The 17,909-nt window shown below is 40.1% G+C and carries 16 protein-coding genes; 8 read left to right on the top strand and 8 right to left on the bottom strand.

The features are described from left to right. Positions 1–426: 426 nt before the first annotated feature. Complete coding sequence (gene iadA, locus N0M92_RS03690; protein WP_260284507.1) at positions 427–1,599, bottom strand: beta-aspartyl-peptidase; 1,173 nt, start codon at positions 1,597–1,599, stop codon at positions 427–429. A gap of 190 nt (positions 1,600–1,789) precedes the next feature. On the opposite strand from iadA, the gene N0M92_RS03685 reads away from it, so the two are divergent. Beyond that, positions 1,790–2,098 (top strand): hypothetical protein, encoded by a 309-nt coding sequence (locus tag N0M92_RS03685; protein ID WP_098372549.1) that lies wholly within the window; start codon positions 1,790–1,792, stop codon positions 2,096–2,098. A gap of 191 nt (positions 2,099–2,289) precedes the next feature. Here the strand turns inward: N0M92_RS03685 and N0M92_RS03680 are convergent, their stop codons facing one another. After that, entirely contained in the window at positions 2,290–4,287 is a 1,998-nt protein-coding gene (locus N0M92_RS03680; protein WP_260284506.1) for a transglycosylase domain-containing protein, read from the bottom strand. Positions 4,288–4,606: 319 nt separating this feature from the next. Here N0M92_RS03680 and N0M92_RS03675 point away from each other — a divergent pair, with 319 nt between their 5' ends. From N0M92_RS03675 to N0M92_RS03660, 4 genes are all read left to right on the top strand, one after another. Continuing rightward, positions 4,607–5,131: a universal stress protein gene (locus tag N0M92_RS03675; RefSeq protein ID WP_260284505.1), complete on the top strand. Its 525-nt coding sequence runs from the start codon at positions 4,607–4,609 to the stop codon at positions 5,129–5,131. A 444-nt stretch (positions 5,132–5,575) separates the two neighbouring features. Further along, entirely contained in the window at positions 5,576–6,463 is an 888-nt protein-coding gene (locus N0M92_RS03670; protein WP_260284504.1) for a cation diffusion facilitator family transporter, read from the top strand. 236 nt (positions 6,464–6,699) lie between these two features. Next, positions 6,700–7,809, top strand: coding sequence for a sensor histidine kinase (locus tag N0M92_RS03665; protein WP_260284503.1), 1,110 nt, complete (start codon positions 6,700–6,702; stop codon positions 7,807–7,809). 281 nt (positions 7,810–8,090) lie between these two features. Next, complete coding sequence (locus N0M92_RS03660; RefSeq protein WP_260284502.1) at positions 8,091–9,422, top strand: hemolysin family protein; 1,332 nt, start codon at positions 8,091–8,093, stop codon at positions 9,420–9,422. Positions 9,423–9,477: 55 nt separating this feature from the next. Here N0M92_RS03660 and N0M92_RS03655 read toward each other — a convergent pair whose 3' ends face one another. The 4 genes from N0M92_RS03655 to N0M92_RS03640 form a co-directional block, all read right to left on the bottom strand. Beyond that, positions 9,478–10,107 carry a DedA family protein gene (locus N0M92_RS03655; protein ID WP_260284596.1) on the bottom strand — a complete coding sequence of 210 codons (630 nt, stop codon included), beginning with the start codon at positions 10,105–10,107 and terminating at the stop codon, positions 9,478–9,480. Positions 10,108–10,270: 163 nt separating this feature from the next. After that, a complete protein-coding gene (locus N0M92_RS03650) occupies positions 10,271–10,435 on the bottom strand; it encodes a hypothetical protein (RefSeq protein WP_260284501.1) in 165 nt (54 codons plus the stop codon). Between the two features lie 92 nt (positions 10,436–10,527). Then, on the bottom strand, positions 10,528–11,241 hold the full coding sequence (locus N0M92_RS03645; RefSeq protein ID WP_260284500.1) for a FixH family protein: 714 nt from the start codon (positions 11,239–11,241) through the stop codon (positions 10,528–10,530). A 91-nt stretch (positions 11,242–11,332) separates the two neighbouring features. Continuing rightward, entirely contained in the window at positions 11,333–11,908 is a 576-nt protein-coding gene (locus tag N0M92_RS03640; RefSeq protein WP_311202512.1) for a YitT family protein, read from the bottom strand. Positions 11,909–12,525: 617 nt separating this feature from the next. Here N0M92_RS03640 and N0M92_RS03635 point away from each other — a divergent pair. Then, positions 12,526–13,878: a hemolysin family protein gene (locus tag N0M92_RS03635; RefSeq protein WP_260284499.1), complete on the top strand. Its 1,353-nt coding sequence runs from the start codon at positions 12,526–12,528 to the stop codon at positions 13,876–13,878. A gap of 346 nt (positions 13,879–14,224) precedes the next feature. On the opposite strand, the gene ytvI is transcribed toward N0M92_RS03635, so the two are convergent. Next, complete coding sequence (ytvI, locus tag N0M92_RS03630) at positions 14,225–15,268, bottom strand: sporulation integral membrane protein YtvI (protein WP_260284498.1); 1,044 nt, start codon at positions 15,266–15,268, stop codon at positions 14,225–14,227. Positions 15,269–15,396: 128 nt separating this feature from the next. Between ytvI and N0M92_RS03625 the strand changes: the two genes are divergently transcribed. Together N0M92_RS03625 and N0M92_RS03620 are read left to right on the top strand one after the other, a co-directional pair. Further along, entirely contained in the window at positions 15,397–15,600 is a 204-nt protein-coding gene (locus N0M92_RS03625) for a hypothetical protein (RefSeq protein WP_260284496.1), read from the top strand. Between the two features lie 355 nt (positions 15,601–15,955). After that, positions 15,956–16,375: a MarR family winged helix-turn-helix transcriptional regulator gene (locus N0M92_RS03620; protein ID WP_076367409.1), complete on the top strand. Its 420-nt coding sequence runs from the start codon at positions 15,956–15,958 to the stop codon at positions 16,373–16,375. 68 nt (positions 16,376–16,443) lie between these two features. Here the strand turns inward: N0M92_RS03620 and pdxR are convergent, their stop codons facing one another. Beyond that, positions 16,444–17,835: a MocR-like pyridoxine biosynthesis transcription factor PdxR gene (pdxR, locus tag N0M92_RS03615; protein WP_260284495.1), complete on the bottom strand. Its 1,392-nt coding sequence runs from the start codon at positions 17,833–17,835 to the stop codon at positions 16,444–16,446. Between the last annotated feature and the right edge of the window lie 74 nt (positions 17,836–17,909).

Here is a 17,909-nt window from a genome sequence, read left to right as displayed (position 1 = left end):
GAGAACCTTTAATGGGAAAATTTCATATTGATTATCTACAAAATGGCTCATATGCTCAATCGAATCAAGACCTCCAAAAAGTCTCCAGCACAAAAAAAAGACCCCTTATATACTAAATGGGTCTTTTTTTGTGCTGGAGACAAACTCGAAGAAAAGCCTGTTCCCTGTCGTTTTTTTCTTTAAAAATGTTACAGTTTCAGAAATCCGCTCCCTTTCCGCCGACTGTCTGCCAAGCCTCCTCGACGCAAGCTCCTGTTCGGTCTTAGCTAGCCAGTTTTTCGGCAGGAGTGTCGCAAATTTCTTCCATCCATTGAGGGTTTCATTCAAATCCAAGTTTACTTATAAAATAATGGTTTGGGATTATATCAATCGAACTCTTTTTTGTAACCAAGATGAAAACCTTACCAACAAGATTAGAAAGATTTATCATTCAAATGTTCCTTTCACGACTGCTTGACCATCTTTGACCATGGTCTGCCCCATCGCGATAACACTATTCATTTCTAAAGTTTTTTTCTTCATCATGATGATATCGGCGTCCTTACCTACAGCAAGCTGCCCCTTTGTAGAAAGTTTTAAAATGTTTGCCGGATTTTCCGTCACAACTCGTAGGGCATCGGCAATTGTCACTCCATCCTCGAGGATCGCATCGACAACACAATCATACAAGGACATGCATGTACCAATGTTCAAACCACGCAGGTTACCGTTGCCATCGAAGTCAGGCAGGCTGGCTTGTCCATCTGAAGTTATGGTTATCTGCCCGATTTCAACGCCTTTTTCCAGTGCCATTTTTATTGCTGTACTTGCTTTGACCTCGCCTTCTTCAAGGAACTTCTGGATCGTACTTGTCGTAAAATCGATATAACCCCCTTTTTTTGCATATTCCACACCTGCATTGAATAAATGCGGATTTCGGTTTATATGTGTAGGGTAGAACTGGGTGATTGGTATTTCCGTTGTCTCGACAACTTCTTCAATTACCTGCAAATGATCTAGACTGTCGCCGACATGAATGTTGACGATACCGCTTTTCCCGGACAACAGGCCTCCATTGCGCGCCTGAGAGGCCAGTTTAGCCAGTTCAGCTGCAGTCGGCTGTGAAGAACGATGATCGGCAATGGCTATTTCGCCTACACCGATAATTTTATCCACAAGAATCAAATCATCTTCGATCTTACCTGTTAACGTCTTGACTGGAACTTGATAGGAACCAGTTTGAACGAAGCAGCTAATTCCTTCTTCTTCAAGCGCTCTCGCTTTAGCAAGCAGTGCTGGCATGGTCCTTGTCGTTCCATCTGTTCCGATGACCCCTACCAATGTCGTTATACCGGCTAAAGTGGCATCAGTTAATTGGATTTCTGGTGTCCTCGTTTTATAGCCTCCTTCCCCACCTCCGCCGATAATATGTACGTGTGCATCTATAAAACCCGGAACCACAATTTGACCACTCGCATCAATCACTTTCATTTCAACGAAGTTGGCAGGTTTTTCAATCTTGTCCTCAATGAAGCCAATTTGCTTTCCTACCAAGAGGATATCTTTTTGACCCATATATTCCGGACCATAAAGCTCCCCATTTTTAATGAGTGTGAGCAATGTTCGTTCCCCCTCCAATTGAAATTTTCAAATAGGTTTCAAAATCTTTCACTCGGGTAAATATACAATATGACCCGCTAACAATTACATAAAAAAGACAAACATAATTGTTCATTTTAAAAAGTTGTAGCTGAATTGACATCTTGATTATGCTTTTCCAAAAGTATAAAAACAAAAGGAGTTAAACGACATGAATAAAGTGATTTCTTCTGATATTAAAACAAATAAAAGATTATCCATGCGACAAATCATGAACCTATATCAAGTTACAAAAGAGTTTAAAGGGAATATCTATTTTATCTGCAATCATAAATTGGTCGATGCCAAGAAACTTTCGACTTTCGTATCCTTTGTGCTCATTCTTCAAGAGTGTGCAACCATGAAAGTCATACTTGAAGGCGAGAATGTACATGCCATGCTAGAAAAAGTACAGGCTATTTGTAAAGAAAATGATGAAAGTTCATTTGGATTCCAATCGAACCAAACCGTTAATATTTAAATGATTCCAACTACGTCATGAAGAGGGTGTATAGAAATGCGAACCATTCTGATGGTGATAGGCGCAATCGTCGTAATCGGCATAATAGCAAATCTCATTTTTTAAAAGTGATGAAAGACTGTCAATTACTGACAGTCTTTTTTTGTTGATTAAATTAAGCAAAAGCTTGTTCATGCTCCCTTTCCTGGGAATCACCACGGCAACTTCCAGTCCCTCCATTTATTCAAACCTTCCCGAATTTCATTTCCTTTATCAATCCAATATTGTCCCCTTTGCTCATTGTCTTCTTTTGCCTTTTGCTCAGCTATAAGTGCCTGTTGTTCAGCTATAAGCGGACCGATATCTTGAGCCTTAAAGGATTGGGCAGTTTGATTCTGTAAAGCTTGCGACATTATTTTTTGAAAGATGATTGCACTTCCCTGACTGCTGTGTGTCGTTAGATAATGCTTTTCGTCCGTCTTATCATATCCAGCCCATACAGCACCGACCAGCGAAGGTGAATAACCGATGAACCATTGATCTTTAACCCCTGATATTCCTTCGATGGGAACTTGTGTGGAACCTGTTTTACCTGCTATTTCATAACCGGAAACAGCGGCGTTTTTCGCTGTGCCATATTCCACTGTTCCAAGCAGCATGGAATTCATTTTGTCGACGGCGTCTTCAGAGGTCACTTTGGTGCTTTTCTCTTTCCAGGCGGCTACCTCTTTTCCATCGGCATTTTCTATTCTTATAATGGCATGGGTTTCCATTCTTTCCCCACCGTTGGCGAAAGCTGAAAAGGCTCCTGCCATCTGCAGCGGGGATACACCTTTTTTCATCCCCCCCAAAGCTATCGATAGGTTTCGATCTTCTTTTTCATATGGAATTCCAAACCGCTTAAGTGAATCAAGCCCCCTATCGATACCTATCTCATTCAATAGCCAAACCGTTGGTACATTCAAGGAATTCATCACCGCTTCATACATGGGCACTTCTCCTTTATATACACCACTAAGGTTTGTTGGCTCATATTCACCGAAGCTCATTTTTTCATCCTTTAAAGGGTCGGTAATCTCGTATCCCTCTTCAACCGCTGGCAAGTATACGACAAGCGGTTTAATGGATGAACCGGGAGATCTTGTCAGCTGGGTTGCCCGGTTATATCCCATGAATTGATGCTTACCTCTCCCACCGACAAGTGCCTTTATGCCTCCCGTTTCAGGATCAAGGAGGACAGACCCGCTTTGAACCAGTTCATCTGCACTCGTTCCCACTGGAAAATTGGCATCATTCGCATAAACGGTTTCTGTAGACTGCTGCATGGATTGGTCCAGTGTCGTGTAAATTTTGTAGCCCTTTGATAGCAGATCCTCAAGCTTAATACCATATTTACTCGATGCTTCCGATAAAACATGATCGACAAAATATGGATATTTACCTCTTAATGGATCGGTTTGCTTCTCCCCCATAAGAAGTGTCACCGAATCTTTTTTTGCAGCTGCTTCTTCATCTTTCGTCAAATAACCATGTTCCGCCATTCTCGAAAGAACCAAATCACGCCTCTTGACTGCCCCGTCTAGATTCTTGTATGGATCAAGTTTGGATGGCAAGTTAATGACACCCGCCAGCAAAGCTCCCTCGGCAACGGTCAATTCAGAGACCTCTTTGGAAAAATAAATATTTGCGGCCTTTTTGATTCCCCATGCCCCATGGCCAAAATAAACTTGATTCAGGTACATTTCCAGAATTTCATCTTTTGTATATTGATTTTCAACTTCCCGGGCTAGAAAAAACTCTTCTATCTTCCTCTTCAATGTCCGATTCGATTCCAGCATCGTGATTTTCACAAGCTGCTGGGTGAGAGTGCTCCCGCCTTCAACAACACTTCCAGCCTTCGCATTTTTAACCAAAGCCCGCATAATCCCTTGATAATCTATGCCGTGATGTTCATAAAAACGGTGATCCTCAATGGAAACCACCGCTTGTTTCATATGTTCCGGTATTTCTTCTATCGCAACCCCTTCAGATTTATTCGCCGTGATCGTACTGGCAAGATTCCCATCCAGATCATAGATTCCTGTCGGTTGCTGAAGTTTATTTTCAAGATGACTTATATCTGCACCCTGCTTGAAATACAATAGTGAACCGGCGCCTAAAACCACAACCGCCAATATTATAATTAGACCTAATTTCACTAGCCCTTTCATTTGTCCCCCCCATTTTCCCATCTCGACATGTTTCATTAAAAATATTTTACCCTTTTTATTAAAGAAAACTCGCTGATTGAATAAAAGGCGCCCTTTTCTTGTAGCACATACTCGCGAATCGGCATCCTTGCCGATGATATCCCTTCATCGTCTGAGCATGCCAGCTAAATGAAGGACCAGATTTCATCCTACCATTTTAACGATGCTCGTATCTATCCTTTACCCTTAAAAGGCAATCTATATACCAATTAAAGGCGTGAAGCCATTTAAAAGCGGGTATAACACTTATAAGGTCTTATAAAGGGGAGAGATGATATTAATGAAAGACTTAAAACATATTGTCGTCGCTTTTGATGGAAATGAAGAGAGTAAGCGGGCCGTGGAATATGGGGCAACATTGAAAAAGGCCTTTCCAAAAGCCGAATTGACCATAGTTTATGTCCTGAATGATAAGGTGGAACAGCGTATCATGGGAGACGCCTCGGCTCCGGGGTTCGTACCTACTGCCGGATTTTATGTAGATCCAGTCCAGACACATCCCGTTATTGAAGTCGATCAGCCAGGACCTCAAAAGGTAAATGACACCCCTTCCCCCGTCGAGAATAGTATTCAGAACGCAGAAAGTAATACGTTGAGATTGTTAAGTGAATGTCAAGTCAGGGGGAAATTCGAACTATTGGAAGGATATGCCCCAGATAGCGTATGTGACTTTGCAGCAAGAACTTCAGCCGATCTTATCGTTGTCGGCAATAGCGCTAAAAGCGGTTTGGAAAAATTCTTTCTTGGCAGTACAAGTAGTTCCATTGCGAAAAACGCACCTTGTTCGGTATTCATTGCAAAATGAAGATTGAGCGGGTTCTCACTGTATGGCTCGAGTAGAGCATTCTCTGAAAAAGGCCGGATCCTTATAGGATCCGGCCTTTTTGTTAAGGGGATTTTTTCAGTCATACATTTGTAGCAAAAAACACCGGAGCGCCAATTGCTGACCAAAACCACATCCTGCACCAGCGGTAACCAAGTGTCCCACTCAGCCTTTTTGGCTCCCCTTGCAGAAGTATTTAATTTTCGATCATCGGTTAGAATATAGTATTAGTTTCTATAAATGACAATTAAAGAAAATGTTCATATCATCAACTTGTCATCCCCATTTTAGGGCATATTCTTTTGTTTAACCAACTTCTTTACAGACCTTCATTACACCTGCCATTAACCAAGCTAGATGGCTAAATCTATAGACTCACTTAGGTTTGATTTATTAAGCCTAATTTACATTGGGGAGGGAATGGACATGGATAAACATTCGATTTCAGCTGAAAAAGGCGCCTACATAAGCATTGCCGCTTACATATTCTTGTCTGCTCTTAAATTGTCATTTGGTTATTTCGGTGATTCTAAAGGGCTTTGGGCTGATGGTTTAAATAATACGACCGACATCATCGCTTCCTTAGCCGTATTGATCGGTTTGAAAATTTCAAAGAGACCTCCTGATGATAATCATTCATATGGTCATTTACGGGCGGAAACCGTAGCCTCGTTGGTAGCTGCCTTCATCATGATCACCGTGGGCCTTCAGGTAGTATACAGTGCCATTGAATCCTTCTTTCACCAAAATTCAACAACCGTTCCCAGCATGCTGACCGGTTATGTCGCTCTATTCTCTGCAATTTTCATGTACGGAATCTACCGTTATAATTTATCATTAAGTAAAAAGATCAACAGCTCTTCCATCTATGCCGTTGCCCAGGATAATCGTTCCGATGCCCTTGTCAGTGTTGGTGCATTCATTGGAATAATCGGTACTAAGATGGGAGTCCCTTGGCTGGATGCGATAGCGGCAGCCGCCGTGGGGGTCATCATATGCAAAACGGCCTGGGACATCTTTCGTGATGCCTCCATCTCTTTAACTGATGGTTTCGACGAGCAGCTCCTGCAAAAGATCGGACAAACCATTATATTGACAGAGGGTGTTAAAGACATGAGTGAAATTAAAGCCCGGATGCATGGAAGTGAAATCCTGCTCGAAACTACCGTACATGTTAATCCTCTTTTGACCGTCATTCAAGGTCATGATATTACGGTTAAAATCGAAGAGAATCTTTTGAAGGAATATAATATCCAGCATGCTATCGTTCACATCGAACCATATGCATTCCATAAAAAAGGTAACCGTCATTAACTTTACGGATACCTTTTTTTGTTATTGACTCCTGTAATCACTGTAATAAAACTGTGTCAAAAAAAGGGATTTATTGATTGATTGCCGAATATTTATCCAATTAACACATGTTAAAAGAACATTAATCTGTTATCATGAAAAAAAGATGTAATTATTTTGATATTTTGTAATTTTATTCAAATACAGCAATTTCTGGGTCAAAAGTAAATTCATTTTCCTACAGTATGGAGGGCAAGATGGTATCTAATCGAGAAATGACCATTCACTTTTTATCTTCTCAAAAAAGCAGTATCATTTCCAAATGGAAAGATGAGTTGCTGCATTTACCGGACGGATATCTGGGGTATTTTAAAGGAGAAGTGGAAAATATTTTCAATCTGCTAATGGATCAGCTTGGAAAGTCGGATACTGAAATAGACGATGTACTGAAGGTCGTAGGGGAAAAAATTGCGTCTGATCGAGTCAATAAGCAATTGGATATGGAAAATTTCTTTTCCACTGCTACCATCGGGAGATCCATCATCATAGAGCATGTTTTGAATTCCGAATCATCCAAAGAAGTAATATCGGGACTAATTAAGCAAGTAAACGTTTACTTCGATAAACTTATTCATTTTGCATTATCCCATTATACAGAATTAAAAACGATGGAACTTGAAGAACGCTATCAATTCATAAGCCCAAATCATAAAGACCGGTTGACACTCCTTGGCCAAATGACCTCAAGCTTTGTCCATGAATTCAGAAATCCACTGACTTCCATCATGGGATTCATACAATTGTTACAGGCAGAACAACCTCAGATAAAGTACCTTGATATCATTTCGAAGGAATTGGATCAGCTCAATTACCGGATCACACAATTTCTTAATATTTCCAAAAAGGAAACTTCAGCATCACCACCTGATCTATTTTCCATTGCTCAGCTTGTGAATGAGGTGATTGAATTTTTATATCCAAGCATATTGGAAGTTAATGCTTCCATTACATGTAATATTGCCGAGGATGCCGTAATTTCCGGTTCTAAAGAAGAATTCCGTCAAGTTTTACTTAATATTATATTAAATGCTCTTGATGTGGTTGCAGGGATGCCTTCCCCATCCATTTTCATTTCAGGCTCTGAATCACCACCCGGCATTCTTACTTTAAATATATCGAACAATGGGCCGAAGATACCTGACGACGTCCTCCCGAATATTTTTGAACCATTCATCACCACAAAAAAAAGAGGAACGGGATTGGGATTATTCGTCTGTAAAGAAATCGTTTTAAAGCATCAAGGAACTTTATCCTGTCACTCTACCGATTTCCTTACGACCTTTTCCATACAATTAAAAACTAAATAATGGATAAATATCCTTTTTTCCTTAGGTTTTTAGTGTGAAATTTTTGACTGATTGGCGCCCAGTTACTTATACTAATAGGTAGGTTCCACTACTAATCGAGGTGAATGATTCTATAGATTGAAAATAAAAACAAGAGAAATTTTCATACGAGATAGACGAGACTTATTTTTCATCTAACATTTTATATACTACTATCATTTCATTCATTATTGGTTTTGGGAGGTGACTGGGATAATTAAATCGTTCTCAACATCTGGCGATTCAATTAAGTCCCACACTAATTGGACATATTAAGTTTTTTATTTGTCATTATTTTAATTGCTTTAACGGCCTTTTTTGTAGCTTCGGAATTTTCGATCATAAGGGTTCGCAGCTCTCGGATCGATCAATTGATTGAAGAGGGAAACAAAAAAGCCATTGCGGCCAAGAAGGTTACATCCGATCTTGATGAGTACCTATCCGCGACACAGCTTGGAATTACCGTAACTGCCCTTGGATTGGGGTGGTTGGGACAACCGACCGTCCTCAAATTGGTTGGGCCTTTATTCAAGGCATTGAACATCCCTCAAGAAGTCACAAGCATTCTGACATTCGTTATTTCATTTTCCCTGATTACATTCCTGAATGTGGTTGTTGGAGAATTGGCTCCAAAGACGGTTGCCATCCAAAAGGCTGAGCAAGTGGCCTTGGCAATTGCCAGCCCGCTGATTTTTTTCCATAAGATAGCCTTTCCCTTCATTTGGGCCTTGAATCATTCTTCCCGATTCGTTGTCGGATTATTTGGCTTTAAGCCAGCATCCGAAAGCGAAATAGCCCATACGGAGGAAGAATTACGTTTCATCCTGTCAGATAGCTATAAAAGCGGAGAAATTAACCAGTCGGAATTTAAATATGTAAATAACATCTTTGAGTTCGATGATCGTGTTGCTAAAGAAATCATGGTCCCAAGGACAGAAATCATGACCATATCCAAAGATGAAACGGTACAGCAATTCGTCGATGTGGCCAAATTGGAAAAATACACTCGATATCCTGTTGTCGAAGGTGATAAAGACCATGTCATCGGCTTAGTGAACTTAAAGGAAGTATTCTCGGATCTTATTAAGAACCGGGAAATCCATATCAAAGCGATTGAAAATTACGCTCGTCCGATCATTCGGGTGATGGAAAATATCCCAATTCACGATTTGCTGTTAAAAATGCAAAAAGAACGCATTCATATGGCCATTTTGATGGATGAATACGGCGGAACTTCCGGACTTGTCACAGTCGAGGATATCCTCGAGGAAATCGTTGGGGAAATTCGTGATGAATTCGATATTGATGAAGTCGCCTCGATCAGGAAAATTAAAGATGGACATTATATTTTAGACTCTAAACTTCTTGTAAAGGAAGTGAATGACCTACTTGGCATTCACTTAGAAGAAGATGATGTCGATACTATAGGCGGTTGGGTCCTTACTGAAAATTATGATGTGAAGGTAGGGGACATCATGGAAAAAGACGGATTCTGCTTTAAAGTGATTGAAATGGAAGATCACGCCATTCGTTTTATAGAGGTCACCAAAAAGGTCGTACAGCTTCCTCTGGAAGAAGACCTTCCTCAAGGATAATGATGAAAAACAGCCACGTAAAAGGTGATTTTACGTGGCTGTTTTTTCGATTGGTTCATTTATCGGGAAACCGTCCCATTTTTTTGACCGTTACGATTGGAGGAGTGCTCTTTTTCTTCCAAAAGATATACAACATGATAAAGATAAAGGAAAAACCAGCAGCCGGAATTAGATAAGGTTCAGTTATTTCCCGGATTTGCTGCCAATTCTCGCCGAGAATCCTTCCTAATGTCAGGAACAATATGGTCCAAGGTATGACAGCCGCAACCGTATAAAATATAAACTTCCATACAGACATCCTTGCAATTCCGGCTGGGATGGAAATAGCATGGCGAACCACTGGAATGAATCGAGCCGTAAAAATCACGCCAACGCCATACCTTTGAAACCACTCTTCAGCATTTACTATATGATTTTCTTTTATTAAAATATATTTTCCATACTTCAAGAGAAAGGGCCGTCCTCCATAATATCCAGCCCAATATAGAAAAAGTTGTGCCATCGTCCCGCCTGCCACACCTGCAAGAACAGCTCCCCAAAAATTCATTTTCCCCAGGCCTACCACATAACCACCGTATCCTAGAACTAGCTCACTAGGGATGACTTCAACCATAAGCCCAAATAAAATCCCCATATACCCCATTTCAGCAAACCAATTCAATATCGTCATAATAAGCTGTGATATCATGCTATCGGACTCCCCTTACCGCTAATTTCAAATTGTTTGTCCTTCTATCCTATTTCAGCTCCTAACGTTCTATTCGGTTTTTCATATCCAGTTTCACAATGCATCACCTTTAAGAATGCATAAAAAAAGACCAGCTGATATGTACTCCGGTCTCATTGCATCAATATTCTTTTAGCTCCCTTTTTTCGGAAAATTGAGAAAAAACAGCTGTGGTGAGTAAGGATGAATCATTTTGCGAAACATTAGTGAAAATCTCCTGGCGTGATTTCGTTTTTTCAATATGAATCCCGAGATCTTTATACTTGTTGATTATTTGATTATTCATGCTTACCCTCCCTTTCTGCTGTAGCGTTATCCTTTACCTTCCCATTTAACGAAAGGATAAAACCTGTTTAAACCATTCGCTCCAAAAAACAATCAATTGACTTGAATGGTTTGCAGTTGGTGTTCATGCACTTCGTCTTTTTCAACATGTACCTGCACCTTATAGGTTCCCGATTCTTCGAAAGATACCTTATTTAGATATGTTCCATCTCCATCTTCTTCAGCTTTGGTGAAATGACTCTCTTCGCTGCCTTCCTTCCACACCTCGAAATTCACATCTGCATTTGTCAGTGGCTTCCCATTCAATTCAACGGTCGCTGCAAAGTTCGAACTGTTTCCTGCCTTTACAGGGTTACTTTGAAACTCAATGGATACATCCGTACTAGGATGGACCGATGCGCCTTCACTTTCATGTTCTGGAACGACAACTTCTTTTTCAGGCATTACATGAAGGCCTTTGGCCGTTACATGGGAGACTACAATATATTTGCCTTGTTCTTCAAAAGTATGCATCACTTGATACATGCCACTTCCGGTATTCTTTGCTTCAAGCATTTCCCTTTTATCCTGCCCTGATTTTCTTACTTCAAAGAGTACCTCATCTGCTTCATTCACCAATTGGCTTCCCTGTTTCACTGTCGTTTCAAGAATGACTTCTTTTCCAGGCTCCAATTTGCCTTTAATGACGATTGATGCATCCATCGATTCTGGAACAGCACTGTTAACTTCCTTATCCTCCGGCATTTCAGACTCTTGACACCCAGCCAACATAACTAACAACGCAGTAAACATATAGAGTTTTTTCATATGAACTTTCCTTTACTATTTATTAGACTTAAAATCTGTCCATTTCATATTGCCCATCCTTTCCTTTTTTCGGATTTTTATACATCATTCATCAAAAAATAGTTCGCATCACGGTGACTGAGGTCAGCATGGCCACCGCGATGATCGTTAAAAATGAATATAAAAAGATTGAAGTCCCCACAACACTCAATCCGCAAAGAAGCACGCAACCATCAATGATAAAAATCAGTAAACCTACATTGAATCCGCTCTTCCTTGACAGGATCTGTGCCAGCATATCCGTTCCTCCTGTTGATGTCCCATACCGAAGCATCAAGCCGATTCCTAATCCAATCAAACCTCCCCCGATCATCGCACTTACATAAATGGGAAGATTCCAGCCGATGACAGCGTCGGAAAAAATATCGATGCATAATGAGGAAAAAAGCAGGCCATGCAAACTGTTCAGGAATAATTTCTTTTCAAAGTACCAAGCATATATATATAATGGAATGCTGCTCAAAATCACACCCAGGCCTGTCGGAAGTCCTATATAGTAATGAAAAATCAGCCCAATCCCTATCATGCCGCCATCCAATAAATGATAAGGTATCAGGAAAAAATTGATTCCCACGCCTACAAGCATGCTGCCGGCGATGATCGCTGCCATCCTTTCCATGATTTTCATGGCTGCCACCCCCTTTAATATCTGCACTTAGAACTTGTCTTGGACTCTATAGAATATGTATGAACCATCGAGAAAATAATGAAACTGACCATTTTTTTATGAAACCGCCTATATTTTTCTGAATATTCCATAATATCATACAATAAAGTAGAGAAAACAGTCAAAAACAGCTATTTATTAGCTCAAACTGATCCTTTACAAGCAATTTACCGGATTTATGGTGCTGAAAGCTATTTGACTGAATGATTAACTCTTTCTATAATGAAAGTATTTAAATTAATTAGATTGAGGTGATTTGATGGGGCATTAAAGAATGTTCGTTTTGACAGGCGGACGCTGATTTGCGTAATGGATATGTACATCCTATTGAAAAATGGCTGTACTCCTTCAGACGGAAATTCTTCTATTTCCCGTCTACGCGTCGCCAATCGGCATATACTATTATTCTCTTCATCACTTAAAGAACTGGGAGTTAAAGCGGCTGGACATCAATTACCACAGCCATTTTGAATGATTCCCGATAATATTCAGCAAGGCAAAAAAAATATACTTGTATATTTTAAAAATGTAGGAGGTGTACTCCTTATTCGTCTCGAAGGCGAGTTAAGGGAGACTATTTGGACATAATAAACTTGGTTCTTATTGCCATTTTAATTGCTTTAACAGCATTTTTTGTAGCTACGGAGTTTGCGATTGTTAAAGTGAGAAGCACGAGGGTCGATCAATTAATTGAAGAAGGAAAGCCGAATGCTCTTTCAGCAAAGAAAGTGATATCCAACCTGGATGAATACCTTTCAACATGCCAGCTCGGTATTACCGTTACCGCTCTAGGGCTTGGGGTGCTTGGGGAACCGACAGTTAAAAAGATTTTGCACCCACTCTTGAATCAATTGAATCTTCCAAATTCAGCTTCACATGCACTCTCGGTTGCAATTGCCTTTTCTTTAATAACTTTCATACATGTGGTTGTTGGGGAATTGGCACCAAAAACATTGGCGATTCAAAAAGCGGAGCGAGTAACTTTATTGGTTTCCAAACCTTTAATTGGTTTTAACAAAATCATGTATCCATTCATCTGGGTACTAAATGGCTCTGCAAGGACGCTTACAAGAATGCTAGGATTAAAAGCAGTTTCCGAACATGATTTGGCTCATACAGAAGAAGAGCTTCGTATCATTGTTTCCGAAAGCTACAAAAGTGGTGAAATTAACCAATCAGAGTTTAAATATGTGAATAAAATTTTTGAATTCGATGATCGGATTGCAAAAGAAATCATGGTTCCACGTACAGAAATTGCAACGGTATCCAAAGATGATACGATCCAACAGTTTTTCACCGTCATGGCGGAGGAGAACTTTACACGATATCCTGTCATTGACGGAGATAAAGACCATGTTATTGGTATGGTGAATGTAAAAGAGCTATTCACTGAAATGATAGACAATAACAAGCAGGCAGCATCCACGATCCAACGATATGTTCGTCCGATCATCCGTGTCATTGACAGTATCCCAATTCACGATTTACTTTTAAAAATGCAAAAGGAGCGCATCCACATGGCTATCCTCATGGATGAATACGGCGGTACGTCAGGTTTGGTTACCGTTGAAGATATCCTTGAAGAAATCGTTGGCGATATCCGCGATGAGTTCGACCTGGATGAAGTTCCTGATGTCCGCAAATTAAAAGAAGATCACTACATCATCGATGCCAAGGTATTAGTCAGTGAAGTGAATGATTTACTTGGATTGGATATTAATGATGAAGATATCGATACGATGGGCGGATGGATCCTTACCGAGAATTACGAGGCCAAACAAGGTGATATTCTGACTTATGGTCCCTATAACTTTAGAATAAAAGAAATGGAAGATCACCATATTCGTTATATTGAAATATACAAACAAGCAAAAGTCGTAAGCGAGGTAAAAGAATTCCCGATAATATCGCAAACTGAAATCGTTTCATGATAATAACCCCCGTTCCTAATTGACAATAGGAGCGGGGGTTATTTTTTTCCAACCGGTACATGAAATGCAATAAAAACATAATATATAAAACCTGCTTCATTTTACATTGAATGATTACATGAAGTATAGTTCTACCTTTATTGTTTCATACTGTTAGAAAAGCGATACTTATTGAAGGAGTGAGGAATCATGAAACTCATAACCATTTGCCAACACTGCAAAGGGAAAGGGAAAACCCGCTATCTGCAATTCTTTTCCCGGGACTGCAATCATTGCAACGGTCAAGGTAGAGCTGTAAAAGATATGTCAAATTTAAGAAATCAGGCAAAAAACATCTAATAATCTTTCATATTTTGAAGTTGGGTTTGATGACACCTGCCCTCTTTAACGTATCATAAACAATCAGTATCGAAGGTCCAAGGAAAAGCCCGATGAAACCGAGCATTTTAAACCCTAAATAAAGGCTGACCAACGATGCCAATGGGCTCAATCCCATATTTGCTGAATAGATTTTCGGTTCGATGGTCCTTCTTATGATCGTAATGACCAGGAATAGGATGATGAGACCAACACCTAGATGATGGTTTCCTTGAGCCCAAACAATTACTGCCCAAGGAACCAGTACAGATCCCGTCCCCAAGATAGGAAGAATGTCCACAACTACAATTAACAATGCCAATGGAACCGTATACTTCACATTCAATAACCATAGTCCTCCATAAGCCATGATGAACGTTATTAAACTCAAAAGGATTTGTGCCTTGATGAAGCCTACGGCTGCCATACTTAAATCTTGATAAACTAGCGAAATCTTTTGATAAGTGGATGTCTTTAAATAAAGGACTGCCTTTTTTCTTAACTTAGGCAATTCAAGACTAAATAAGAATAATGCGATTAAATAAATTAAAAAGTCAATGAAGAGCCCGGGAATGAGTGTGACGAACTGAACTATATCCTGAACAAAGCCCTCTGTGAACCCCTCTAAAGCCCTGACTCCCTTTTCCATCGTTTGTTCTATTGACTGTATGAGATTTGGCGGCAACGTTTGGGAATATCGTTCCCATTTCCTAATGACTGGCAATATAGCCGTTAAATACACTTCACGTATGAAACCAGGAAATTCTTCCGAATAGATAATGACCTTCTTGATTAATACCGAAAAGGAAAAATAAGTGATGCTTATAAGCCCGCCTACATATAGGGCAAATGAAATCAACACTGCCCAAAACCGATGCAGCTTTGCCGTTTCGCCAATCATGCGGACCAATCCATCTAAAAGAATGGCGGTGAGCAATGCTAAAATCAAAGCCCATGAATAGGGAATGACGATTAATATGCATAAAAGGAGAATACCTCTCCAAAACCAACGGAAAAAGACGGCGACATTCACTGAACAAACCCTCCTTGCACTTTCCTGTTCTCCTTATATTTATGAAATGGGGTCACATATATTTCGCTTAAACGTTTTATTTTCTCAATAAGGGGAAAAAGAGATACAAAGAGATGGAGGGATTGACATTGGATAATAAAGATAAAGAAAAGTATCTTGAAGAGCGTAATGATAAATCCAAGGCATTCAAGAAAGATCAGGAAAAACAGCTGGAACGTGATCAAGTGGTCATGCCCATTGATGATTTACCAATTGATGAAATAAAATATGAACGACAAGAAGAACGAAATAAAAAAGGAACAAAACACCGCTCCACGAGCGAGAGGGTTTAACCAAAAACCAGCCACTATAGAGGGCTGGTTTTTGGTTGCAGGATATAATTGCATTCAGCTTCAAGGTGATGTGCCGTATTGACTTTTACCAATTCTCGGCGGCACTTTGATACTTGCTAATGGAACATTTGAAGGAAAAATATATATATTTCCCATCATATTAAGGTCCCTCTTGTCAGCTTTTGAAAATCCAGTACAATCGGACTCTCCCATAATCCATTCGCATTGCGGAATTCCTTCCTCCCCTGTTTTACTTCCAAAAATAAACATTGACTGAAAAAAATGATTCTTTACAATAGACTTTTAAGAATTAAAGAATATAATGGACTGGTCGACCATTATAAAGGAGAATCATATGACGAACCCTACTCAATTATTTCATCAATATTTACAAGTATCGAGATCATTAGTCAGCAAAATGAATGAACAAATTACAGCTCTTGAAATTTACCATAATCAGTGGACGATCCTGAATTATTTAAAGAACTGTGGATATTCCACAATCCCCGATATTTGCAGTTACTTGGATGTTGATAGTGTTATCATCACACGTTCGGTCAACAGCATGGAACAGAATAATATGATTAAACAAGTTCCTGGAAAAGATGAACAGGAAAAACGAATCGAACTGACGCCCCGGGGAAAAGAGGTACATACAAAATGTCTTAAAATTGCAGAAAAAATCGAAGGAAAAGCCCTGGAAGGCATTACCGAGGAAGAACAGGAAATATTTTTCCAGACAGTCCTTAAAATCCTCAATAATATAAGAAATTAAAATGGATACCTTATATCATTGTTGAATAAGTGTGAATCAAGGCCTTTTCCTTATTTTTTCGCATCAAGCTATGGCCATGCCATTTTTAAAAGTCGGATTCCTGCTTTGATTTCACTTTCGGTTAATCCACCGTATCCAATCAAAACAGTCGGATCTTTCACATTCTTAGAATAATACACCGAAGTTGGGTGGACTTTAACCCCAACACTGGCAGCCTTTTGAATGAGCTCTGCCTCACTGCTGCCGTTTTTTACTTTTAAAAGAACGTGCAATCCTGACTTTTCACCGATTACGGCTGCACGATCATGGAAGCTCTCTTCGATAGCATTAAGCAGCACCTTATTTTTTTTACGATAAATCGTTCGCATTTTATTCAGATGGCGTTCCCAATGTCCATTTTTCATAAAGAGACAGAGCGTTTCCTGAATCAATCTGGAGACGGTCTGTTTATATCCCATTAACTTCTCTCGATAGCGGCAAGCCAGCTCCATAGGTAACACCATGAATCCTACCCTGATTGATGGGATGAGCGATTTTGAAAACGTGCCTAGGTAGATGACCTTTCCCTTTGTGTCCAACCCCTGCAGGGACGGAATCGGTTTGCCTGAATGTCGGAATTCCCCGTCATAATCATCTTCGATGATATAACCTTTTTTTTCCGCTGCCCAATTCAGCAATTCCACCCTTCTAGTTATCGGCATGATCATACCGGAAGGAAATTGATGGGAAGGAGTGACATAGGCAACATTCGCGGCACTCTCTTTCAGGGAGTCCACACTCATTCCACTTTCATCCAAGGGTATGTATGCCATATCCGCTCCCTCCAACCTCAGTACCTCCCTTACTCGATGAAAGCCAGGCTCTTCCAACCCGAATACCCGCTCATCTCCAAGAAGTAACCGCAATAGATGGATGAAATACTGGGTGCCTGCCCCAATGATGATTTGATTTGCCCCGCAGCGAACTCCTCTCGATTGGAATAGATAGGATGAGATTTCAAACCGGAGCCCCCATTCCCCTTGAGGATCACCGCTCATGAACATTTCCCTTTCCTGAAGATACAATGTATTGTTCAAGCATTTTTTCCACACGGCATGCGGGAAAGAATCGACGTCCACCCGTCCATGATTGAAATCTATCTCATTTCTTTCATTCGGAGGACACATCATCCCTTCTGTTACAGGCAAAGGCTCATTCAAAGGTGAGATCGGTTCTAAATCGGCAACGTAATACCCTTTCCTTAATTGACTTTCCACATATCCTTCTGCCATCAACTGATGATAAGCCGTATCCACCGTATTCAGGCCTATCCCTAAATGCACAGCCAGTTTTCGTTTGGAAGGCAGTTTCATCCCGGCCTTTATTTGTCCATTCTGGATTTCCTTTATAAAGTATTTATACAATTGGACATATAAAGCTTCTTTATTCGTTTTATCTAAGTTTAGAGTAACTTCAAACATTTGGTCCTCCTTCAAACTGGTTCCATAAATTATATCAGGTTTGGTCCTTATTGCAGGACCAGAATATTCTTATA

This window comes from Peribacillus aracenensis (genome assembly GCF_025175645.1).
Classification (GTDB): domain Bacteria; phylum Bacillota; class Bacilli; order Bacillales; family DSM-1321; genus Peribacillus; species Peribacillus aracenensis.
Note: the sequence above shows the minus strand (reverse complement) of the source record. Positions and strands in the feature narration are given on the sequence as shown.